Source organism: Candidatus Baltobacteraceae bacterium, assembly GCA_036489885.1.
In the GTDB taxonomy this organism is placed as follows: Bacteria; Vulcanimicrobiota; Vulcanimicrobiia; order Vulcanimicrobiales; family Vulcanimicrobiaceae; genus JAFAMS01.
Genome location: DASXEW010000003.1, coordinates 958429 through 980207, shown reverse-complemented (window position 1 = coordinate 980207; position 21779 = coordinate 958429). Strand labels below are relative to the sequence as shown.

18 protein-coding genes and 1 tRNA gene are annotated in these 21779 nt (G+C 60.8%); 7 read left to right on the top strand and 12 right to left on the bottom strand.

Translation table 11 applies throughout. The annotated features are described in order from the left end of the window. Positions 1 to 19: 19 nt before the first annotated feature. Complete coding sequence (locus VGG22_10605; GenBank protein HEY1728814.1) at positions 20 to 427, bottom strand: hypothetical protein; 408 nt, start codon at positions 425 to 427, stop codon at positions 20 to 22. Between the two features lie 106 nt (positions 428 to 533). On the opposite strand from VGG22_10605, the gene VGG22_10600 reads away from it, so the two are divergent. Then, entirely contained in the window at positions 534 to 1652 is a 1119-nt protein-coding gene (locus VGG22_10600) for an adenylate/guanylate cyclase domain-containing protein (GenBank protein HEY1728813.1), read from the top strand. Here the strand turns inward: VGG22_10600 and VGG22_10595 are convergent. Continuing rightward, positions 1636 to 2355, bottom strand: a complete 720-nt coding sequence (locus tag VGG22_10595; GenBank protein ID HEY1728812.1) for an NAD-dependent deacylase — start codon at positions 2353 to 2355, stop codon at positions 1636 to 1638. The genes VGG22_10600 and VGG22_10595 overlap by 17 nt on opposite strands. A gap of 48 nt (positions 2356 to 2403) precedes the next feature. Between VGG22_10595 and VGG22_10590 the strand changes: the two genes are divergently transcribed. After that, positions 2404 to 3228, top strand: a complete 825-nt coding sequence (locus VGG22_10590; GenBank protein ID HEY1728811.1) for a GNAT family N-acetyltransferase — start codon at positions 2404 to 2406, stop codon at positions 3226 to 3228. 1 nt (position 3229) lies between these two features. On the opposite strand, the gene VGG22_10585 is transcribed toward VGG22_10590, so the two are convergent. Beyond that, the gene (locus tag VGG22_10585; protein ID HEY1728810.1) at positions 3230 to 3589 is read right to left on the bottom strand and encodes a hypothetical protein; all 360 of its coding nucleotides are present in this window, start codon (positions 3587 to 3589) and stop codon (positions 3230 to 3232) included. A 53-nt stretch (positions 3590 to 3642) separates the two neighbouring features. Here VGG22_10585 and VGG22_10580 point away from each other — a divergent pair, with 53 nt between their 5' ends. After that, entirely contained in the window at positions 3643 to 5352 is a 1710-nt protein-coding gene (locus tag VGG22_10580) for a hypothetical protein (protein HEY1728809.1), read from the top strand. On the opposite strand, the gene VGG22_10575 is transcribed toward VGG22_10580, so the two are convergent. From VGG22_10575 to VGG22_10550, 6 genes are read right to left on the bottom strand one after another with little or no spacing between them, the layout of a single operon-like run. Further along, the gene (locus tag VGG22_10575) at positions 5349 to 6680 is read right to left on the bottom strand and encodes a formimidoylglutamate deiminase (protein ID HEY1728808.1); all 1332 of its coding nucleotides are present in this window, start codon (positions 6678 to 6680) and stop codon (positions 5349 to 5351) included. The genes VGG22_10580 and VGG22_10575 overlap by 4 nt on opposite strands. Positions 6681 to 6683: 3 nt before the next feature. Further along, positions 6684 to 8345, bottom strand: a complete 1662-nt coding sequence (gene hutU / locus VGG22_10570) for a urocanate hydratase (GenBank protein HEY1728807.1) — start codon at positions 8343 to 8345, stop codon at positions 6684 to 6686. Continuing rightward, on the bottom strand, positions 8342 to 9571 hold the full coding sequence (gene hutI, locus VGG22_10565) for an imidazolonepropionase (protein HEY1728806.1): 1230 nt from the start codon (positions 9569 to 9571) through the stop codon (positions 8342 to 8344). Before hutI ends, hutU begins: the two co-directional genes overlap by 4 nt. Before the next feature lie 5 nt (positions 9572 to 9576). Further along, a complete protein-coding gene (locus VGG22_10560) occupies positions 9577 to 10755 on the bottom strand; it encodes an aminotransferase class III-fold pyridoxal phosphate-dependent enzyme (protein ID HEY1728805.1) in 1179 nt (392 codons plus the stop codon). Further along, positions 10752 to 12278, bottom strand: a complete 1527-nt coding sequence (gene hutH / locus VGG22_10555) for a histidine ammonia-lyase (GenBank protein HEY1728804.1) — start codon at positions 12276 to 12278, stop codon at positions 10752 to 10754. The genes VGG22_10560 and hutH overlap by 4 nt, the downstream gene beginning before the upstream one ends. Positions 12279 to 12281: 3 nt before the next feature. Further along, entirely contained in the window at positions 12282 to 13259 is a 978-nt protein-coding gene (locus tag VGG22_10550) for an ABC transporter substrate-binding protein (GenBank protein HEY1728803.1), read from the bottom strand. On the opposite strand from VGG22_10550, the gene VGG22_10545 reads away from it, so the two are divergent. Continuing rightward, on the top strand, positions 13225 to 13998 hold the full coding sequence (locus tag VGG22_10545) for a short-chain dehydrogenase/reductase (protein ID HEY1728802.1): 774 nt from the start codon (positions 13225 to 13227) through the stop codon (positions 13996 to 13998). The genes VGG22_10550 and VGG22_10545 overlap by 35 nt on opposite strands. Positions 13999 to 14561: 563 nt before the next feature. Next, positions 14562 to 16043, top strand: coding sequence for a sulfotransferase (locus tag VGG22_10540; GenBank protein ID HEY1728801.1), 1482 nt, complete (start codon positions 14562 to 14564; stop codon positions 16041 to 16043). 230 nt (positions 16044 to 16273) lie between these two features. Here the strand turns inward: VGG22_10540 and VGG22_10535 are convergent. Continuing rightward, a tRNA-Sec gene (locus VGG22_10535) sits at positions 16274 to 16367 on the bottom strand. A 294-nt stretch (positions 16368 to 16661) separates the two neighbouring features. Continuing rightward, positions 16662 to 17504, bottom strand: coding sequence for a class I SAM-dependent methyltransferase (locus VGG22_10530; protein ID HEY1728800.1), 843 nt, complete (start codon positions 17502 to 17504; stop codon positions 16662 to 16664). A gap of 19 nt (positions 17505 to 17523) precedes the next feature. On the opposite strand from VGG22_10530, the gene VGG22_10525 reads away from it, so the two are divergent. Next, positions 17524 to 18252, top strand: a complete 729-nt coding sequence (locus VGG22_10525; protein ID HEY1728799.1) for a hypothetical protein — start codon at positions 17524 to 17526, stop codon at positions 18250 to 18252. Here the strand turns inward: VGG22_10525 and VGG22_10520 are convergent. Continuing rightward, positions 18245 to 19492: an adenylate/guanylate cyclase domain-containing protein gene (locus tag VGG22_10520; protein ID HEY1728798.1), complete on the bottom strand. Its 1248-nt coding sequence runs from the start codon at positions 19490 to 19492 to the stop codon at positions 18245 to 18247. The genes VGG22_10525 and VGG22_10520 overlap by 8 nt on opposite strands. Positions 19493 to 19825: 333 nt before the next feature. On the opposite strand from VGG22_10520, the gene VGG22_10515 reads away from it, so the two are divergent. Then, on the top strand, positions 19826 to 21703 hold the full coding sequence (locus VGG22_10515) for a hypothetical protein (protein ID HEY1728797.1): 1878 nt from the start codon (positions 19826 to 19828) through the stop codon (positions 21701 to 21703). The last annotated feature ends 76 nt before the right edge of the window (positions 21704 to 21779 follow it).

Here is a 21779-nt window from a genome sequence, read left to right as displayed (position 1 = left end):
ATGTAATTGGGCAGGTCCGTTAGCGGCGGTCCTCCGACCAGAAGACCGCTTGTGCGCGGCGTGCGAACAACTGCGTCAGCTCCGAAAGGTACCCGTCGAGCTTGGAGGAGTCGACGCCGTTGGCGCGATCCGCGGTCTGAATCAGCTCGTGATCGACCTCGTGCAGCTCTTCGATTTCGGTGTTCGAGAGATGCGCATGATCGAGGATATGAATCAACTGTTGATTCGAGAATTCGCACATCAGCAGTGTCTTCTCGAGTTGCTCCGAGACGGTCTCCACGAGATCCGCGGCGAGCCGCTCGCGAATGGTGCTTAGCGCCTCTCCAACGTAGGCGCGAACCTGCTTGTCGACGAGATGGCGCGCGTCCTCATCGCCGTAATCGGCATATGCTGGAATACGCTCTTTGAGAAAGCTCAAGCCGTCCATGAGGCTGCGCCGCTTCGCCCGCGACGCACGCCTGCCCTGGAAAAAAAGCGTCAAGTTCGGGCCTCGTGGCGGGAAGTATACCCCGGCACCCGATAAGTGGGAGGTAATGGGAATCGCGCTCCTCGCGCTTTGTGCGGCCGTCGCTGCAGTCGTGGTCGCATATGTGCAGGCCCAGCGAGTCCTCGCGGCCCAGCGCGAGACGGTCCGGGTACGGAATATCTTCTCGCGGTACGTCTCGCCGATTATTCTCGACGAGCTCTTGGAGCGGCGCGATGCGCGCGCGTTCACGGCGAAAACCGGCTACGCGACGGTGCTCGTCTGCCGCATCTGGAACTTCGCGCTGTTTGCGGAGCAACTGGAACACGAAGAGACGCTGCGGTATCTCAATGACTTCTACACCGTCGCCGGGCGCTCGATTCAAAAACACCGGGGGATGGTCGACAAATTCCTCGGCGACGGGATCAGCGGCGCGTTCGGGTTCCCCCTCGAGGACCCATTACAGGAAGAGCACGCGATCCGCGCTGCGATCGACATCATCCGTCTCGTCGACGGCATGAATCAGCGCTGGGCTCGCGAGGGCCGCAAGCCGATGCGTGTCGGGATCGGCATCAACAGCGGAAATGTCGTCGCAGGCGAGGTTGGCTATCCGCAACGCCGCGAGTACACCGTGGTCGGTTTGCCGGCGATCGTCGCCACGCGCGTCCAGGAACGCACGGAGCCGATGAGCGCGTACATTATCGTGACCGAATCGACGCTCGAACCCGTGCGCACGATGTTCATCAACGTCTCGGCCGGCACCGTCCCGCTACGTGGAATGAAGCGCAACGAGAAGTGCTATGTCATTCGCGGCTTGGCAAAACCGGAAGAGAAAGACAATCTCCTCTTGCCGCCGCCGCAGGCCTTTCCGCGCACGCGCATCGACGATCCGATCGAAGGACAAGCGACGTTCGACAAGCGCATCGCCGGTTTACCCGAACGCGATCCGAATGCACCGCGCGAGTTTAGCGAACCGCAGCCGCGCACGCCACTTCCCAAGACGCCACCGCCACCGCCCCCGCAGAAGCGCCGCACACCGCCTCCGCCGCCCGCAAAAAAGAGACTCGATATTCCGGAGACGGCTGGATTCGGCGCATATGACAATTCGCCGGCGCTACCGGACCCGATCGCTGCCGAAGGTTATTACGAGGACGACAGCGGCCGTCCGCCGCTCAAGCTTCCACCGTAAGGCGCGACTCGATTTCCGTCAGCGCGTCGGATGCGCGCGCCCGGAGCGAAGCATCGACGTGATCTGAGATCGCGGTCGCTTCCGGATTTATCTCCACGATCCAGGCATCGCCGCCGAACGCGAGCGACGCGGCGGGTTGAACGATTGCCGACGTTCCGATGATGAGTTTGACGTCCGCGCGCGAAGCCGCTTCGGCAGCAAGGATCCACTCACGCTGCGGAAGCGACTCGCCGAACCAAACGATACGCGGACGGAAGAGACCACCGCAAGCGTGCTCGATCCGCTCGACGGGCAACCCGTCTTCGATCGAAAGCGTCTGGGCGCAGAGGTTACAGTACGCTTCCCGTAGATTGCCGTGCAGCTCGAGCACATTTTGCGATCCCGCACGGAGATGTAACGAGTCGACGTTTTGCGTCGCGAGTGTGAATTCTTCGAAGCGCGCTTCCAGACGCGCAAGCGCGAGGTGCGCGGGACTAGGTTCCGCGCGCTTATGTGCCGCACGCCGCTCGTTGTACCAGCTCCAGACGAGATGCGGATCGCGCGCGAAGCCCTCGGGAGAAGCAAGCTCTTCGACACGATGCGTGCGCCAGAGCCCACCGACTCCGCGGAACGTAGGAAGCCCGCTTTCGGCCGAGATGCCCGAGCCGGTCAGCACGAAAACCGATTTTGCGAGTTGCAGCCGGCGAGCGATCTCGTCGATCATCTGCGCCGGGTTCGCGCCTACGCATGACGAACCTCGCGATGTTAGCTAATGATCGAATCCCTCAGCCGCGTAGCGCGCACGGAAGTCATCTCGTACTTGTCGCGCCGTCCCTACGAGAACGCCTTCACGCAGTGGATCGTCGAGGGTGGTCTCGGTATGGCGACTGCGTACGACTCGATCGCGGTGTGGCGTTCCTACGATCGTCTCGTCGGCGGCGTCGCGTTCTTCGGCCCGCAGATCGCGGTAGCTGTCGACGACGTCGCGGCGATCGACGGCTTTGCGATCGAAGCACGGGAACGGCCGCGGGCGCGCATGATCGTCGGACCGCGTCATATCACCAACCACCTTTGGGCTCGAATCAAGTCCTGGTATCGCGAGCCCTCGCTCATCCGCGCATCGCAGCCCCTCTACGCGATCGAACACATGCCGGCCGGCGGTGACGACATACCAATCAGACAAGCGCGTGCCAGCGACCTCGAGATGGTCGCGGCGAACTCGGCCGAGATGATGATCGGCGAGCTGGGTTACGATCCGCGCGAGCACCGGAGCAATTTCATGCACGGAGTCTCACGCTTGATCGACCGTGGCTGGTGGTGGGTGTGGATCGAGGACGGCGAGTTGCTGTTCCAGTGCAACATCGGTTCGCGCACGGCACGCACGGCGCAAGTGCAAGGCGTCTGGACGCCGCCTTCTCAACGCGGGAAAGGATATGCGACGCGCGCGATGCGCGCGATTTGCCGTCGCTTGCTCAACGATGTGCCGACCCTTTCACTCTACGTGAACGATTTCAATACAAAGGCGATCGAGCTGTACGAACGCGTCGGATTCGAGCGCGTCGGCGAATTCACGACGTATCTGTTTAACGACCCCTAAACTACTTCATCGGTTTACGAATTGCGCGGCGGATGACCGGCGCGGGTTCTTGATAGACGATCACAAATGTGTGAGCGGTCGGCGTCTTGCACGGAACGCTCGCGTCGATGAAGACTTGTACGATCCGCGCGCGAGGATGATCGGAGTTAAAATCCTCGATCGTACCCATGCTCTGCGACGGGCCGCAACCTTGCCATACGCCGGTGATTTGCCCGGTCGGAAAATACGCAGCGGCGGGCGTTTGCGGTCGCGGGTTGTCGATGATGACGTGCCGCGGCGCCAGTAGCGGCGGTGACGGCAGCGGCGACGGGCTCTCTGCTACAAGCGCAATGCTGCAAGCGAGAATAAATAGGTACCTCATACGGCCGCCGTTCGCCGACCGTACCTAACGCCCCGGCCAAAGTCCTACGGCGTTTGCCCAAACGTCTGTTCTTCGCGAACGGCGGCGCACCGTATGCTGGCTACACAAGGGGCCAGACGTTGGAAAATTCGGGGTTACGGCGAGCGGGCGTGCTCGCAACATTGATCGTTATCGCGCTACTAACGGCATGCGGAGGCGGCGGCGGTTCGTCAACTCCCGGAACGGCTCCGCAAAATCCCGGCGCGCCGATCGTCTCAAGTACGCCATCGACGACTCCGGGACCGGGAGTTACGCAGACTCCCACGCCGACGCCGGCTCCCACGGTGACCGCATCGACTGCGCCGCAAGGTCCGACGATTCTCCCGAATACGACCGGGCGATTCGGAATGATTCAGTTGACCGACAATTACGGCAACAACGACAGCGGTCAACCTCTCGGCCCTATGTCCGCATCGAACATTCAAACCGAATCGGCGCACTACGACGCCGTGTGGGGCGCGTTCGAACCGTCGACTTGGATCGGGGCGCCGAATCGCGAGCCCGGCCAAATACTTTCGCGCTATGAGATTCCGTTCGAGGACGAGTATCTAGTCTCAGGTTGCAATCTCTCGTGCTGGCAGGCGCAACATCCCGATTGGATCCTGTACGCCTGCGATGGCAATGGGAATCCGACTCAAGATCTTCCGTGGACTGGCAGCGGCTTCGCGAACGACGTCCCGCTCGACATCCACAATCAGAACGTGGTCAACTATCAGGTCAATCAGCTGGTCGCGTACATGCAAGCCAACGGGTACAACGCACTTGCCGTCGACCAAGTGACATTCGAGAACTTCTTGCTGGCGCCAAATCCGGAGTTCAACGAAAGCTGCCCGACGTCGGATCCCAGCAAGTGCTCGACCTGGTACGCGTGCGGTAGCTATAGCGGCGCGAACGGTTCCTTCGTCTACCGCTACGGCGGACCGGGCGAAAGCGATCGCAACAACACGAACGATACGGCATTCAACAACGATGTTCTGAACTGGCTCTCCACTGCGCACACCGCGCTGGCTGCAGCCGGTCTCAAGCTGCTCGTCAATCATCCCGTCTTCGACAGCTCACCGAACAGTCTCGAATCGCAGATGTTGCAATACGTCGACGGCATCGTGGTCGAGAACGGCTTCACGAAGTATGGCCTCTACATGTATGCGGGATTGCCGGGACTCTTCACCCAGACGCTGAGCTGGATGCAGTACGCACAAGCAAGTAACAAGGCCGTCTTCATCACCGATTACTACTGCGAGGACGGCCACGTCCCGACCGATGCGAACGGCGATCCGGGGGCAGCCTGTTCGTACGATCCGTCAACCCTATCCTCAGCGCAAGTTGATTGGGCACTCTCAACCTATGCGATCGCGAATAACGGCGGAGCCGACGTCTACATCTCACCGGCGAACATCGATAATTACAGCTGGCGGCCGGAATATGCGGCAACATACGGAGCACCGTGCGGTGCCGCGACGCAGAACGGCAACGTCTACATGCGGCAATTTCAGAACGGTCTTGCGATCGTCAACGCAAGCTACACCCAACAATCCGTGACGCTGCCGGCCGGCAACAGCTATTCGGACATCGAGGGACGCGGAACGTTCAGCGGATCGATGGCGCTGGGCCCACCCGACGGCTACATGCTGCTGCTGCAAAGCGGCAGCGGTTGCGGTGGATCGTCGAGCTCGACCCATCGTCTCCAACCGAACACCATTCACACGCCGGTGCACTGGCGCTAAGGGCGAGAGAACAAGCGACGCATCGTCTTGGTGTAGCGTGCGCGCGATTCTTCGCCGCGCACGTGGCGGCCGTCACGAACGAGATGGGTTCCGCCCACGACGACGTCTTTGACGAGATTGCGCTCGCCGCCGAAGAGCCACGCATCGAGGATCATCTCCGGCGGGGTCGCTGCAAGCGCAACGTTCTCGAGATCGAGTCCGACCAGATCGGCGCGTTTTCCCGTCTCGAGCGTTCCGGCTTCGATCGCAAGCGACTGCGCGCCGCCGCGTGCAGCCCGCGTGTAGTGTTGCTCGAGCAGCGTCCGGCTTTGATGAACTAAGCGCTGACCGTATTCGAGTAGCCGCAGCTCTTCGGCCGGATCGACCGTCACGTGACTATCGGAACCGATTGCGATCGTGCCGCCCGCGCGCAAGAACTCCTCGGCCGGGAAAATGCCGTCGCCGAGATTTGCTTCCGTCGTTGGGCAGACTCCGGCCACAGCGCCGGTTTGCGCGAGCTTGCGTATCTCGTTCGGCTCGACGTGCGTCGCGTGCACCAGCGTCCACGAGCTGCTCACCGCGGCATTTGCGAGAAGCCACGCGATCGGATTGCTGCCGTAACGCCGCACGCACTCATCGACTTCGCGCCGTTGTTCGGCGATATGGATGTGAATCGGCGTACCCTGGTGTTTTCCGATCGCGCTGAGGAAGTCGCGCAGCTCGTGCTGCGTGACTGCGCGCAACGAATGCGGTGCAATGCCGGCGCGCGTGCGGCTGCGCAACGATTCGAACATCGCAACCAGATCGTCGACGGTCGTAACAAAGCGGCGCTGCGACGGAAGCACGGGTTCGCTGCCAAAACCTGCATGGCGATAGAGCACGAGGAGTAGCGTGAGGTCGATCCCCGCACTCTGTGCGGCCTGAACGATGCGATCCGACATCTCCGTGCGGTTCGCGTACGGCGCGCCGCTGGGATCGTTGTGAAGATAATGGAATTCACCGACGGACGTGTAGCCGGCTTCGAGCATTTGCACGTATAGATATTCCGCAATGCTTTGAACGTCGTCGGGCTCGACGCGCGACGCCAAATCGTACATGCCTTCACGCCACGTCCAAAAATTGTCGCGTCCCGTCGCCGGACGCTCGAGACGGCCGGCGAGCGCGCGCTGAAACGCGTGCGAGTGCACGTTGGGCATTCCGGGAACGACAGCGCCCGCGAGTCTCGCCGCGCCGTCGCCCTTCGCGCTCGGTTCGATGCGTTCGATCGATCCGCGGGCATCGACGTCAATGCGAACGTCGCGCGCCCAACCCGACGGCAACAGCGCAAGATCAGCGACGTAAGCCGGCATCAGCTAACGCATCGGTAGATCGAGATCGTGCTCGCGAGCGCAGTCGATCGCTTCTTGGTATCCGGCATCCGCATGGCGCATTACACCCGTCCCCGGGTCGTTCGTGAGCACGCGCTCGATGCGGTGTGCTGCAGCTTCGGTACCGTCACAGACGATGACGACACCCGCATGCTGCGAGAAACCCATGCCGACCCCGCCGCCGTGGTGCAAGCTCACCCACGTCGCGCCGCTCGCGCAGTTCAAGAGCGCGTTGAGCATCGGCCAATCCGACACGGCATCCGATCCGTCGCGCATGCCTTCGGTTTCACGATTCGGGCTCGCCACCGAGCCGGAATCGAGGTGATCGCGTCCGATGACGATCGGTGCCTTCAGCTCACCGCGAGCGACCATCTCGTTGAATGCAAGGCCGACGCGCGCGCGATCGCCGAGTCCGAGCCAGCAAATGCGTGCCGGCAATCCTTGAAACGCAATTCGCTCGCGCGCCATGTCAAGCCACTGATGCAATTTCTTGTCGTCGCGAACGACTTCTTTGACTTTTGCGTCGGTCTTGTAGATGTCGTCGGGATCACCGGAGAGCGCAACCCAGCGAAACGGTCCGATGCCGCGGCAAAACAGCGGCCGTATGTACGCCGGCACGAAGCCCTGATAAGCGAACGAGTCTTGCAAGCCTTCCTCTAACGCGACCTGCCGGATGTTGTTGCCGTAATCGAATGTCGGAACGCCCATCCGGTGATAGGCGAGCATTGCCTCGACATGCACGCGCATCGAGCGGCGCGCCGCGACCTCGACTTCGCGCGGGGCCGACTTACGCAGCTTCGCTGCGCGTTCGAGATCCCAACCCGCGGGAAGATAGCCGTTGATCGGATCGTGCGCGCTGGTTTGATCGGTGACCGCATCGGGACGAACGCCGCGGCGCACGAGCTCGGGAAAAATCTCAGCGGCATTTCCAAGGACCGCGATCGACGTTGGCCGGTTCGTTCGCGACGCTTCCGTAATTCGCTCGAGCGCATCGTTCAGGTCGCGGGCACGAACATCGAGATACTTCGAATCGAGACGCCGCTGGATTCGGGTCGGATCGCACTCGATGACGAGCATCGATGCACCGGCCATCGTCGCGGCGAGCGGCTGCGCGCCGCCCATTCCGCCAAGACCAGCCGTGAGAATCCATTTCCCGGCGAGACTTCCGTTATAGTGGTTGCGGCCAACCTCAGCAAACGTCTCGTAAGTCCCTTGCACGATTCCTTGAGAGCCGATGTAAATCCACGAGCCGGCCGTCATCTGGCCGAACATCATCAGCCCCTTGCGATCGAGCTCGTTAAATGTTTCCCACGTCGCCCAGTGCGGGACCAGATTCGAATTCGCGATCAATACGCGCGGCGCGTCGGCGTGCGTCTTGAAAACGCCGACCGGCTTGCCGGATTGAATGAGCAGCGTCTCATCGGCTCCCAAGCGTTTGAGAACGTCGACGATCGCATCAAAACACGCCCAGTTGCGCGCGGCTTTTCCGATACCACCATAAACGATCAGCTCCGAGGGATTCTCGGCAACCTCGGGATCGAGGTTATTCATGATCATGCGAAGCGGCGCTTCGGTCAGCCAGCTCTTTGCGGTGAGCGTCGTGCCGCGCGGAGCACGAACGACGCGATGCGATGCAACTGCGGTCATAGTGTTTTCCCTGCGAAATAGCGTCCGCGTTTGACGACGCCGATGCACTGCGTTTGTCCGAAGCTGTACGGCAACTCGGACGGATGCTTCGCATCCCACACCGCAAAATCGGCGTCTTTGCCCTTCTCCAGCGAACCGGCGCGCTCCCCGATTCCGAGCGCACGGGCTGCATGCAAAGTTACTGCGCGCATCGCTTCGGTCGTCTGCAAGCCGAACCGAACGCACGCCATGTTGAGCGCGATGAGTAGCGACGGATTGGGCGACGTACCGGGATTGCAATCGGTCGCGATCGCCATCGGCACACCCGCGATGCGCAGGCTCTCGACCGGTGGCAACTCCTTCTCGCCGATGAAGTACGATGCGGTCGGCAAGAGGACGGCCACGACGCCGCTACGCGCAAATGCTTGAATATCTGAAGGCGTCAAATGCTCGCAATGATCGGCCGAGAGCGCGTGGAACTCCGCCGCGAGTTCGGGTCCGCCGTTGTAGGTCAGTTGACCGGCGTGGAGCTTTACGGGAATGCCGAGCTGTTTCGCCTCGCGGAAAATACTCTGCACCTCTTCCGGTGAAAAGGCGATATTCTCGCAAAACGCGTCGACGGCGTCGATCAAGCCCTCGCGCGCGCCTTCGCGTAGTACCTCACACACGAGCCCAATGTAACCATCGCGATCCGATGCGAACTCACGCGGTATGGTATGCGCGCCCAGATACGTCGTCTTCACCGTCACCGGAAAGCGTTCGCCGAGCGCACGCGCTACGCGCAGCATGCGCAGCTCGGTTTCTCGATCGAGTCCGTAGCCCGATTTGATCTCGATCGTCGAAACGCCGCCGGCACGCATCATCGTTACGCGTTGCGCGGCTGCATCGAAAAGATCCTCAAACGATGCGGCGCGCGTGTTTGCGACCGTATTCTGAATCCCGCCGCCCGCCTTTGCGATCTGGGCATACGTCGCTCCGCCGAGGCGCAGCTCGAATTCCGAAGCCCGACTGCCGCCGTAGATCAGGTGCGTATGGCAGTCGATCAGTCCGGGTGTAAGGAGCTTCCCGCCGAGATCGACGACCTCGCGCGCGATCCGCTCCGGAGCATCAGGAAGCTCCGAGCGCGACCCTACCCAGGCAATATGCTCGCCGTCTGCCGCAATTGCACCATCCTCGATCAGGCCGTATTGATCGCCGACCATGGTCGCGATCGCGCCGCCGACCCAGAGCGTGTCCCATTGCGACACAGTCTTTAGCGAACCGGGACGGCTTGCAACGACTCCGCGAGTGCGGCGATCGTCCGATCGATCTCGGCTTCGCGCATCGGCGTCGAGATGACGAACGCACCGCGCGCCATCATCAGCACGCCACGGTTGAGCATCTCGCGGTGAACGCGATCCGTGAACGATGTGTTGATCGGCGAAATAGCAACCATCGAGCCGGCGCCTTGCGCCTTAGCCGGCGCGTCTGCGTCCTTCAAGATTCGATCGATGCCGCGCACGAGACGGTCGCCGAGTGCATTGATACGTGCAATTTCGTCCGCGCTCAGCAGCTCCATCGACACCTTGCCGGCTCGCATCGCGAGCGGATTGGCATTGTACGTGCCATGGTGGTGCAGTTTCGGATGCGCGCTGCCGTCACCGAATACCGACATCACTTCTTTACTACCGCCAAGCGCACCGATCGGGATGCCGCCGCCGATGATCTTTCCAAGCGCCGTGAGGTCGGCTTCTACTTTATAGCGGGCCTGCGCGCCGTGATAATCGATGCGAAACGAAAAGACTTCGTCCATGATGAGCAGCTTGTTGTTCTTACGCGTCCAGTCGCGTAACGCGCGAATGTACTCCGGCGTAAGCTCGGCAAATCCGAGGCGTCCGATGATCGGATCGAAAATCGCGCCGGCCAGCTCGGCTTTGTTGCCTTCCAGAAGCTGTAACGCGCGGTCGACGTCATTGCACGGAAGCATGACGGCGTCGAAATCATAGGCGCCGTGATAGGCGCCTTCGACGCGCGCGACCTTGGGACGATCCGTGTATGCGCGCGCAGCTTTGACGGCGAGCATCACCGCTTCCGTTCCTGAATTGCAAAATTGCAGATGCTCGACGGTCGGAAGGCGCGCGACCAGAAGTTCCGCAAGCTCGATATCCGATTCGGTCGGCATGCCGACCGCAATCAGCTTTCCGGCTTGCTCCGCGAGCGCGGCAACGATCTTCGGATGCGAATGCCCGTGAATCATCGAGGAATAGTTGTTGATGAAGTCGATGCGCTCGACGCCGTCGGCGTCGGTCACCATGCAGCCGCGTCCCGAGATCGCATACAGCGGATACGGGTCGAACGTAACGGTGCGGCGCGTGCTCCCGTCGGGAAAAACCCGCTTCGCGCGCTCGAACAATTTCGCCGAGCGTGAGGACGCGTCGGGGTACGTGCTCATAGTGGACCTCCGATTGCATTTTCTACTGCATTTATCAGAGCCGCAGAGCGCAGAATCTCGCGTGCGGCGTCAATGTCATCGGCGAGGACGCGATCGTCACGCAGCGGGGCAATCGTTTCCCGCGCACATTCGTATGCCGCTCCGGTGCCGGCGCCCGATTCGCGCGGCCGCCGAAAATCCGTCGCCGCAAGCGCCGCCAGCAGCTCGCACGCCAGGACGCCTTCGAGATTGTCGACGATTGCATCGAGCGTGCGCGCCGCGATCGTTCCCATGCTGACGTGATCTTCTTGCCCTGCCGACGTCGGAATCGAATCGACGCCCGAGGGAAACGCGAGCCCCTTGCTTTCGCTCACGAGCGACGCGGCCGTATACTGCACGAGCATCAATCCTGATTGCAAACCGGGGTTTTGCGCCAAGAAGAGCGGCAGTCCGCGTTCTTCACCGTTCAGCAAGAGATACGATCGGCGTTCGCTGATGCTCGCAAGCGTTACGAGACTTGCCTTGAGCGTGTCGCTGGCCGTCGCAATAGGCTGACCGTGGAAGTTTCCGCCGGTGAGGAACTCGTCGTGCTCCGCGAAAACGAGCGGGTTGTCGGTGACCGACGTGGCTTCGATCTCGATAACGCTGCGCGCGTAGCGTGCTGCGTCGCGCACCGAACCGTGGACGACGGGGATGCACCGGAACGAGTACGGATCCTGAACGCGTCCGCAATCGCGATGCGAGAGCATGATGACCGACTCGGCTAGGAGCGCGCGCAGGTTCGTCGCGACTTGAGATTGACCGGGATGCGGCCGCAGCGCATTGATGCGTTCGTCGAACACGCGGTCGGTTCCGAGAAATGCTTCGAGCGACATCGCGCCGATGACGTCGGCCGCTTTGATCAATCGTTCCGCGCGCAAGAGCGCGAGCGTTGCGATCGCGGTCATCACTTCCGTGCCGTTAACGAGCGAGAGCCCCTCCTTTGCGCCGAGGCGTATCGGCTCGAGCCCGGCCTTGCGCAGCGCGACTTCGCTTGGGAAGAGCTGGCCTTCGTAGTAGGCTTTGCCCTCGCCGATCAGTGTCAGCGTCATGTGCGCAAGCGGAGCGAGATCGCCGCTGGCGCCGACCGAGCCCTGCGACGGCACGTAGGGCGTGACGTCGTGATTGAGCATCGCCGTCAAGAGATCGACCGTTGAAGCCCGCACACCGGAATGTCCGGCAGCCAGCGTGTTGATGCGCAAGACTCCGGCTGCGCGCACTTGCGGAATGCTGAGCGGCGGCCCCGTTCCGGCCGCGTGGCTTCGAACGAGATTCTCTTGAAGTTTCTCGGTTTCGTTCGGCGCGATGAGGACATTTGCCATTCGCCCGAAGCCCGTCGTCACGCCATAGATTGCCGCGCCAAGCGCGTACTGGCGCTCGACCGATTCGCGCGCGCGCACGATATTGTTTCGCGCCGCACCCGTTACTTCGACCGGAACATTGTGCAGCGCAACGTCTTCGATCGACTCGAGCGGCAAGTGTCTGCCGTCAATCGCGAGGAGCACCGCTTAGGTCCCTCCGAGACCGTGCAGGTTGGGCCATGTCAAATCATCGTACGATGCGGCCTTGCTCACGATCCCGATCTTCTGCATGAATGCGGCGAGCGCAGCTTCGCCTTTCGGGACTGTCGAGAATTTGACTCCGGGTTGTTGGATCTCGGCCAGCCAATCGGCGGCAGTCATCGTTCCGCCCTGGTCGGCCGCGAGAAAGTCTGCTGCGGCTTTCGGATTCGCATTCATCCACGCAATCGCGTCTCCGATCGCGTGGACGACGGCATCGTATTCTTTCGTTCTATCGTGAAAATGTCCGGACGCGGCGGCAAGAATCGGCATGCAATCGGCGGCTGCGAAATCGTGATTGCTGAGGATCACATGCATCCCCGGCTCGCGCAGGAGCGCTCGAATGAATGGCGGCGTTGCGAATTCGCCGGTCATCTCGTGTTTTTCCACGGCGGTGACGGCGGCGGGATGCGAGATCGTCGCCATGTTTCCGTCGAGCGCACTGGGATTGTTGAAATACGCGTCGGCGGCCATCTTCATTTCCATGGCTTGAAGCGAGCTGCTCGACACGACATTCACTTTGTCGGATGCCTTAAGGTCGCGCACTGACTTGATGTCATCGCGATACGTGATAAGCGCGGTCGGAACGAACGCCATACCGACGGCAATCTTCAGATCGACGCCTTTGTCGGCGGCCTGGATCACCGGCGCGACGCCGAGTCCTCCGATATCGACGGTGCCGGCGAGCAACGCGTCGCGTACCGCGGGTCCACCGGCAAGATGTTGAATGCTGATCTCGGCACCCGGCAGATACTTGTGAATGAACTCCGGCTTCTTCGCGACGACGTAGAGCGGCGCGTAGCCAAGACCGTATTCGATCGCGACCTGGATTTGATCGGTTGTCTGTGCCGAGGATGACGTACACATCGCGAGCGCCAAAAGACCCGAGAATATGGATCTTAGACTAAAGGGTCGCACGGTTCTCATCACCGGTGCTTCGCGAGGCATAGGCCGAGCCACTGCGGACGCTTTTGCAGCCGAAGGCGCCGCTCTACACCTGGTCGCGCGTGGACTCGAGGGCTTGCAAGAAGCGAAGAAAGAGATCGCACGCGATCATGGTGTCGATGCGTCGACGCACGCGCTCGATCTCGCACAGCCAAATGTAACGGAAGCGCTCTTCAAAGCGTGTCCGGCTCCCGATATCGTCATCAATAATGCAGGCGGCATTCCAGGCGGTGATCTGCTATCGCTGTCGGATGAGCAATGGCGTGCGGGATGGGAATCGAAAGTTTTCGGCTACATCGATCTAACGCGCCGATACTATGCGGCGATGAAAGAGCGCGGCCGCGGCGTCATCATCAATATCATTGGCGTCGCGGCCGAACGGCTTGACTACAGTTATGCTGCCGGCTCGGCCGGAAACGCCGGACTCGTGGCGCTCACTCGCGCGGTTGGCAGCTACAGTCTCGATTGCGGCGTACGCGTGCTCGGTGTGAATCCCGGCTACGTCGCGACCGAACGCGCAACGGGATTGATGCGCCGCCGCGCCGAGACCGCGTTTGGCGACGCCGAACGCTGGCGCGAGCTGACGAAAAATCTTCCGGCCCAGCGTATGCTCGAGCCAAAAGAGATCGCTGACGTCGTCGTCTTTCTTGCATCGGACCGCGCGTCGGGCGTGTGCGGCGAAGTACTTTCAGTCGACGGCGGACTCGCGATCCGTCACTGATACGGTTTTTATTGGCGGGAACGTGTAGGATCGAATAAGCGCGCCGCAGGGCACCGTGGGTTAGCATCGGTCACGGAAGTCAGAAAATACTGGTTCTTTTGACCATGACGGTCATCCACGGTTAGGCACCGGTGCCTCGGACTGCAACCGTTTTGCAACCGTCGTTACCCACCTTTGCACCTAGCCCGTTTGAAAAACGCCACGCGCGCACGCGCGCGCTTTACGAGTTCAGAAAACTCGGCATAATCAGCTGCCCAGCAAGAGGTGCACTGCGGCCGTCTGCCGCTGCGCCCGATCCGCAAGGTGCCCAACGAAGCGGATGTCGATCTGGGGCGGGTTCGCGCCTTCAGGTAAGGAGTTCCTGATAGACGACTGCCGCCGCAGGCACTAGGCTAAACGCCAGGCGTTTATCGCAGAAGCGCTTCCCACGGTTCAAAAGGGACGGCCAAGGATGCCCGGCGTCAGCAAAACCAGCTCGACCAGGATAGCGCCACGACGTCCGGTTGCTTGCACCCGGCGTGCGCTGACGAATTGATCGCGACGTAGTCGTCGTGGCGAAGGCTTTGGCTTCCGGAGACACGCGCACGGCAGCACTCAGCAACGTCGGCCTAATCTTGGCGCGCCTGCGGGACGGCGAAGCAATCGCGCTGCACAAGCGAGCCGCTGTCGCCGAGCCCGCAAACGCGGAGATTCACACTCAACTCGGCAACGCGCTCTTGGCGCAGCAACGATACGCGAGCGCGCAGGTTGCTTTCGAAGAATCGATTCGGTTGGCGCCGAAGAATGAGCGAGCGCACAACGGGCTCGGCACAGTCTTGGACCGGCTTGGCCGTAGTAACGAAGCAGCAGGCGCATTCCGTAGCGCACTCGCGCTGAATCCCGAGTTCGCCGACGCCGCGTGCAGCCTCGGCAAAGTGCTGCTCGATACCGGCGACATCGATGCCGCGATCGAATGCTTCGAGCGCGCGCTCGCGCTTGAACCGCGCAACGTCCGCTTCCATTGGTACCTCGTATTCAGCCGCTCCGGCTCGATTGACCAACAGAAGCTCGCAGACATGGAGCGACTCCGCGACGAAATCGACACGCTCCCACGAACAGAGCGAGTCGAACTTCACTTCGCATTAGCCAGCGCCTACGAAGCCGTGGCACGTTACGATGACGCATTCGAACAACTGCGCGCCGGGAATCTCCTCAAGCGCGACGCGATCCGTTACGACGAAACGGCTACCCATCAGCTGCTGGCGGCACTCAAAGAGGTTTTCACCCAGCTATTATCTTGCAGCACGCTGCGTGAATGCGGCAATCCTTCGCCGCGGCCCATCTTCGTGTTTGGCATGCCACGATCAGGAACGACGCTGGTTGAACAGCTTCTTAGCGCCCATCCGACCGTCATCGCGGCGGGCGAACTTCCGGTTCTCGAGATCGCATTGCACGAACGACGAAGCGAGCTATGGCCGGCGACGGACGCCGGATTTGGCGAGATACCGGTGAGCATGATACGCCGCCAAATTCGCGCAATCGGCGACCGCTACCTGAGCGCCACTGACGTGATCGCGGGGAATGCCCCACGCTTGACCGACAAGCAACCGCATAACTTTTCTCTCGCCCCACTGATCCATCTCGCGCTCCCGAATGCGCGAATGATTCACGTCAAGCGCGATCGTCTCGATACGTGTCTATCCTGTTTCGCAACGCTCTTCGCAGGTCAAGCGCTCCCGTACGCTTACGATCTCGGCGAGCTCGCGCGCTATTATCGAGCGTACGAAGGGCTGATGGCAAACTGGCGAGCGCTCCTCCCCGCAGATCGCTTCATCGAGGTCGACTACGAGTCCCTGATCAATGATTTCGAAGCCGAAGCCCGGCGTCTCGTCGCGTTTTGCGGCCTGCCCTGGGATGCGCGTACGCTTGCTTTTCACGAGGTGCGTGGCTCGGTGTTTACAGCGAGCAAAGTTCAAGTGCGCCGGCCGCTCTATCGCAGTGCAGTTGGACGGAGCCGGCGATTTGCGGCGCACCTCGGGCCGCTGCGCGACGCGCTGACCAACTGACGTGCGGGTGTGAACGTTCAGACTCGCCATTGACCCGCGGCCCGAGGCTGCCACTATCCTGCCATTAAGCGCCAGAACCAGACTCTACGACTCGTGGTTTCGTAGAGTCTCTGATGTCGCACTATGAACCTTGAGAGACTTTCACGCTCCCGCCACGGTCCATTAAACGTCGATCTTACGCGCTTTTCCGCGCGGTGTGGGCGCTCGAACAGACCAAAAAGAAAGCTCTTTGGCGGGAACGTGTAGGAATCGAACCTACCAGCCGCCTTGCGACGGCCTCAACGGTTTTGAAGACCGTGCGAGCCACCAGACCCGTACGCTCCCATGCGCCAGTAACGCAACCCGTTATAACCGCCCTTTTTGCAATCCTGTGAGCGGGGACTCAGTGTAGCGTGTGCAGCAGCGATTTATAGCCGGCGCGGTTGCGGCGGCGGAGGCTCAGCGCCTTCTTCTGGATCAAATTCCGGTACGTCAGGTGCTGGATCGAGCAATACTTCAACGCACGGCACGGCCAGCTACGGAACCAACACGGCAATCTTTACTACGTCGCGCTGGATCTGAACAGTGTTCTCTCGTGGAACCCGCTCGGCGCGATGGAACCCACCGGACATACAAGCGCTAGCCGTTACCGTTTCGCGCTTTCACGAGCCAAATTGCTGAACCGAGATGCATCCCCGAATCCGACGCGCGCTTTTGCAGTGCGATGCCGATCGCGTCTTCCGCCGCTCGTCGGACATTTTCGTCAACCGCATCAAGTAGCCGGCCGGCCGGACCGATGCGTGACAACATGAACTTCGCATCAGCCAACTGATCGAGATTGCCGATCAACAGGTGTTCGTCGTGTGGCGCCATCACGATATCTGAAAAGCCGGCGTCCGTGAGAATACGCTCGACGCGCTTTGCATCGGCGAACGCAAGCGGTCCGGGCGCATCAGGCGGCGTTGGTTGCGGTGGCGGCGCGAAGCGCTTGGCTTCCGCTAAGGGGACCGCGAACCATGGATTCTCTTCCAGCGTACGCCAACATGCGAACGCAAGGCGGCCGTGCGGTTTGAGCGCGCGACGCAAATTCGCAAACGCCGCGACGGGATCTTCGAAAAACATCACGCCGAATTGTGAAAACACGAGATCGAAGGGTTCGGCAAACGGGTGCGTCGCTGCATCGGCTAAGATCAACTCGACGTTGCCCACGCCGGAGCGCGCCACGTTCTCTCGCGCTGCATCCAGGATCACGCCCGAGATATCGAGGCCGACCACCGGGCCTGGGCGTACGCGCTTGGCAAGCTCGACCGTCGTGCGTGCGGTTCCGCACCCGATGTCGAGGACGTGCTCGCCCGGCTCAGCGTCGGCAGAGTTCAACAGCGCGTCGGTCAGCGGAATGAAAAGGGTCGTCGTGCTCGCCGCGAATTTCGTCCAGCGTGCGCCGCCTTCGTTGTTCCAATACTCGCGTTGATCGTTTGCCACTCTGGGGAAGTCTACCGGAATGACGTCCGCTACCTTGTTGATAGCGACCGTAGCGGCGGTCGGCGTGCTGCACACGATGGTCCCGGATCACTGGGCACCGATCGCCGTGCTCGCGCGCGGTCAAGGCTGGTCGCGCGGGCGGACGGCTCGTGCCGCGGCTCTGGCGGGCTTCGGCCACGTCACCTCCACGCTCTTGCTCGGATTTGCTGCGTGGGCGATCGGGACGATCGCGGCCGCACACTACGCCTACCTCGTCAATCGCATTTCAGCGATCGCGCTCATCGCGTTCGGTCTTTGGATCGCTTACGCCGGGTGGCACGAGGTCACGAGTGCAAGCGATGACCGGCAGCATGCGCACGCGCACGCCCATCGTCACCCCGATGGAACGGAACACGTGCACCGGCACCACCACGATGACCTCACCTGGCACGCTACAAATGGCGGTGGGATCGTGCTACACGAACATGCGCATAGCGTCACCGGCCGCGCTGCACTTCTGCTTATTCTCGGCTCGTCGCCGATGATTGAAGGTTTGCCCGCATTCTTTGCGGCGTCATCGCAGGGAGCGCCGCTCTTAGGCGCAATGGCGGTCGTCTTCTCGATCTCGACGATCGGGACGTACGTCGTCCTCTCGACTGCCGCACTGGGCGGATTCGAGCGGCTTTCGCTCGGGAAATTCGAGCGCTACGGCGAGGTTTTGAGCGGTGCGGTCGTGACCTGCGTCGGCGTCGCGGCGCTGTTTACTTAACTTCGATTTTCTCGGCGCCGTCCCAAGCGCCCGGACCACGTTCGTGCACGACCGTAAGCGAGCAACGGTCGCGGAAGAATGCAGCCGGCGCATCGTCGGGATGGAGCTCTGCAATACGTCCGAAGATCCGGCCCGCGGTAAGAAAGGTGCCTTTGCGGAATTCGGCCATCGCGCCGTCAAAGGCATCTTGCGTTTTGTCTTTGTGCTCGATAAGCTCGGCCGGATCGTTGTTGTAGCACTCATAGATCTCGACGCTCTGCGTTTTGCCCTTGGCCTTCACGCCGCCGAGATGGCGCAGCTTAAACGGATGCGTCGGCTGCAAGCATTCGACGACCGCGCCGCTAACGAGCAGGCCAACGCGGTACGTTTTCGTGAGTCCCTCGAGGCGCGAAGCGACGTTGACGGCGTCAGCAATGACCGTCGTTTGCATCCGCTCGTCTTCACCGATCGTGCCGAGAATCAACTCGCCGCGGTGGATGCCGATTCCGATTTGAATCGGAACGTATCCGGCCATACGACGGCCTTGATTGTATTTGAAGACTGCCTTTTGTAAATCGACGCCGGCTTGAAGCGCGTCGTCCGGATCGTTCGGGAAAAGCGCCATGATCGCATCGCCGATGTACTTGTCGATGAAGCCCTTGTGCAAGCGAATGATCGGATTGACGTTTCGGAGATACGAGTTGAGAAATTTGAAGTTCTCTTGCGGCGTGAGCTGCTCGGAGAGCGATGTGAAATCACGGATATCCGAAAAGAACACGGTCATCTCACGCTGGACATGATCGCCGAGCCTAACTTCCGAGAGCGATTTCTTATCGAGGTTATCGAGAAACTCGCGCGGGACGAATCGCAAGAACGCATCATCCGCGAGTTTGAGCACAGCCGTCTCATCGACTTGTTGAGCCGATGAGTGGATGCTGACTTTGAAATCAGCCATACGCCGGCGTTGTAATGCAAGCGCGATGCGCCGCGTCACCATGAGCGGCGTCTTCGGATCGACAGGCGTGAGAATGAAATCTTCGGCGCCGTACTGCAAGCACGATTGAATACGATCGGTCGCTGTGGACGGTGCAGTGACGACGACGGGAACGCGGTTGGCCGTGTCGTCGGTCGGAGATGCTGCGCGAAGCAGTTTGAGGACCTCGCCGCTCGACTGCATCAAGTCGAGGACCATAATGTCGCAGTGATGCCCGGTGATCAGCGACAAAGCTTCGCCCGGCGTAACGAATTTTACGTCAGCCATCCCAGCAGCTTTGAGCAAAGCTTCCAGGGTACGGTTGTCAGCTTCCTGACCACCGACCCTCAGAATCCGGTCTTGGGGCAAACGGCCGTCCTCCGAACACCTATTTTGCGGCGGTAGGCCGCTTGTTTCCCCTGAGGCACACGCGCCTGCGGGTCGAGGAGTGATCGAACGCAACAATTTCGGGAGCTTATTTTGCTGGGAAGGTTTCCTTGCGCCCGTATTCTTGGACTGCTCTGCTCTTGAGCGGCTTGACTGAACTCAGACAATAATCAGCAAGGGTCCGAAATTTACTAGGCGCAATAGGCGCCTAGATACTTGCTTTCAGGAGAGTTCATGCGGACGCATCGTTTTATCGCATCGCTTTTTGGCGTTGCCCTCGGACTCGGAGTTCTGGCCGCATGTGGCGGCGGGACCACGAGCACACTAAAGGTTACGCCGGCATCGGTTTCGCTGGAAACGAGCGCGCCGCTAGCAGCGACGGCGCTGGCTCAGCAGCCCGTTGCCACTTCAGTCCCCGCACCGGCGGGGTACTCTCAAAGCTTCGCAGCGGCGCTCGTCACAGCCGCCGCCAACACAACCGTTTCAATTAAGGAAGGCAACTCGAATCCGACGGGCGTTCCGGCCCTCGGCTTCGCCACAAAATCCGGCGGCGGCACCGTGCAGACGATGGGCAAGGTGCGACCCATGGTCTCCGGTCAGAACAACCCGATTTACTACGACGTCATCAGCCCCAGCGCGTCGATCACGGTCGCGGGCACGGTGAGTTTTACGCAATCGTTCCCGACCGGCACGCTCTCGACGGGAACCAACTACTACCTCGCCTTCTATGACAGCACGCAAGCGTCGCCGGCATGGCAGACGATATCCGGTCCCGTGACGACGAGTGACGGCGCGAGCCTCACGTTCAGCGGGACAGTGGGTTCATTCACGTTGCAGCAAGGCGAAGCATACGGCTTCTGTGTGTTCTCGGTGAGTGGATCCTCAACGCCACCTCCATCGACGAACCAAACGGTGGCTTACCTCTCGCAAGGTACGGCCGGCATTCTCGTCTACACCACAGGCGGAACGCTGCAGCAAACGATCAACATCAATTCGTCCGACGTGGGTTTGGATGACAGCGGCAACATGTACAACAACTATGTACCGCCTTCTCCGGGACCAAGTACAACGATCCCGCCGTCGGTAATTCAGAAGTTCCCTGCGGGCTCTACGACGGCAAGCGCCACCTTTACCGAGAGCGCCCCGACCAATCCGAATGTCTCTCCAAACGGCTGTGGCGTAGCGACCTGCTTCCTCTCGACGAGCGGCGCGGGTGAGATGGCCGGTGTTTATTACACGAATGCCCTGAACGGGACGGATCAAGGTAACGGCGGCTTCGGCATAGCGCTCGACGTTTGGAAATCCGGTTCGACCGGTGGAACGCCAGCCTACACGCTTGCGGCCGATCAGTCCGGAAACTTCACGTTTGACGTTCAGCACGACGGTACGATCTATCTCTCGCAGAACACACTTGGTGTGGCGTCGTATCTCGTGTATGCGCCCGGCAGCTCAACACCTACACGAACTGTCTCCGAGACGGTCGTCCCTATCGGCAATCAGATTGGCTTCAGTCCGAACTACATGACAGTCGGTCCCGACGGAACGATGTACGTCACCGAGTACAATCTAATCCAGCCTGACCCACTTTGCGGTCTCTACATCTATCCGCCAAACGGACCGGAAAAGTTCGTTGCGCTCGACAGCACGAATGGATGTGGCGCGGACGGCGTCGATATCGACGCAGTCGGAAACATCTACGTAGCCGTCGATAACGCCGGCTATGACTCGAACAACAGCTACAACCCGCTCTCAGACACGTTGAATGAAATCGAAGTGTTCGCTCCAGGCGGAACTTCCGTCTTGCGGCGAATCAGCGTCTCGAATCCCGTCGCCCTAGTCGCGGACCCGGATGGAACGCTCTTCGTCTCGAGTTTCCCAGTCACGCCGGCAACCGGTGCGAATGCCACGTTCGTCGTCGCTCCGGGAGCGACAACTGCAACGCAGATAACGTCGCAAGCGGAGACGGCGATCGTGCTCTACAACGGTTATCAGGAATCCGCAACATCACTGAGACGCCACACTTCATTTAGTGCCGCCGCACGTGCGGCGCGCGGGGGAGCTGTGTCGATGGCGAAATTCCTCAAGATGACACATCGATCACACCCCTTCTAAACCTCGCGGAGTCCAAACACCGAGGGCAGACGGAAACGTCTGCCCTCTTTTCGTTTCTCATCGTCATGTAATCGAA

What these genes read in the sequence shown, in the direction of transcription:
- VGG22_10605 (HEY1728814.1), bottom strand. Translation starts at nt 427, where the DNA reads ATGGACGGCTTGAGCTTTCTCAAAGAGCGTATTCCAGCATATGCCGAT.
- VGG22_10600 (HEY1728813.1), top strand. Translation starts at nt 534, where the DNA reads ATGGGAATCGCGCTCCTCGCGCTTTGTGCGGCCGTCGCTGCAGTCGTG.
- VGG22_10595 (HEY1728812.1), bottom strand. Translation starts at nt 2,355, where the DNA reads ATGATCGACGAGATCGCTCGCCGGCTGCAACTCGCAAAATCGGTTTTC.
- VGG22_10590 (HEY1728811.1), top strand. Translation starts at nt 2,404, where the DNA reads ATGATCGAATCCCTCAGCCGCGTAGCGCGCACGGAAGTCATCTCGTAC.
- VGG22_10585 (HEY1728810.1), bottom strand. Translation starts at nt 3,589, where the DNA reads ATGAGGTACCTATTTATTCTCGCTTGCAGCATTGCGCTTGTAGCAGAG.
- VGG22_10575 (HEY1728808.1), bottom strand. Translation starts at nt 6,680, where the DNA reads ATGCCGGCTTACGTCGCTGATCTTGCGCTGTTGCCGTCGGGTTGGGCG.
- hutU (HEY1728807.1), bottom strand. Translation starts at nt 8,345, where the DNA reads ATGACCGCAGTTGCATCGCATCGCGTCGTTCGTGCTCCGCGCGGCACG.
- VGG22_10560 (HEY1728805.1), bottom strand. Translation starts at nt 10,755, where the DNA reads ATGAGCACGTACCCCGACGCGTCCTCACGCTCGGCGAAATTGTTCGAG.
- VGG22_10545 (HEY1728802.1), top strand. Translation starts at nt 13,225, where the DNA reads ATGGATCTTAGACTAAAGGGTCGCACGGTTCTCATCACCGGTGCTTCG.
- VGG22_10550 (HEY1728803.1), bottom strand. Translation starts at nt 13,259, where the DNA reads ATGAGAACCGTGCGACCCTTTAGTCTAAGATCCATATTCTCGGGTCTT.
- VGG22_10525 (HEY1728799.1), top strand. Translation starts at nt 17,524, where the DNA reads ATGACGTCCGCTACCTTGTTGATAGCGACCGTAGCGGCGGTCGGCGTG.
- VGG22_10520 (HEY1728798.1), bottom strand. Translation starts at nt 19,492, where the DNA reads ATGGCTGACGTAAAATTCGTTACGCCGGGCGAAGCTTTGTCGCTGATC.
- VGG22_10515 (HEY1728797.1), top strand. Translation starts at nt 19,826, where the DNA reads ATGCGGACGCATCGTTTTATCGCATCGCTTTTTGGCGTTGCCCTCGGA.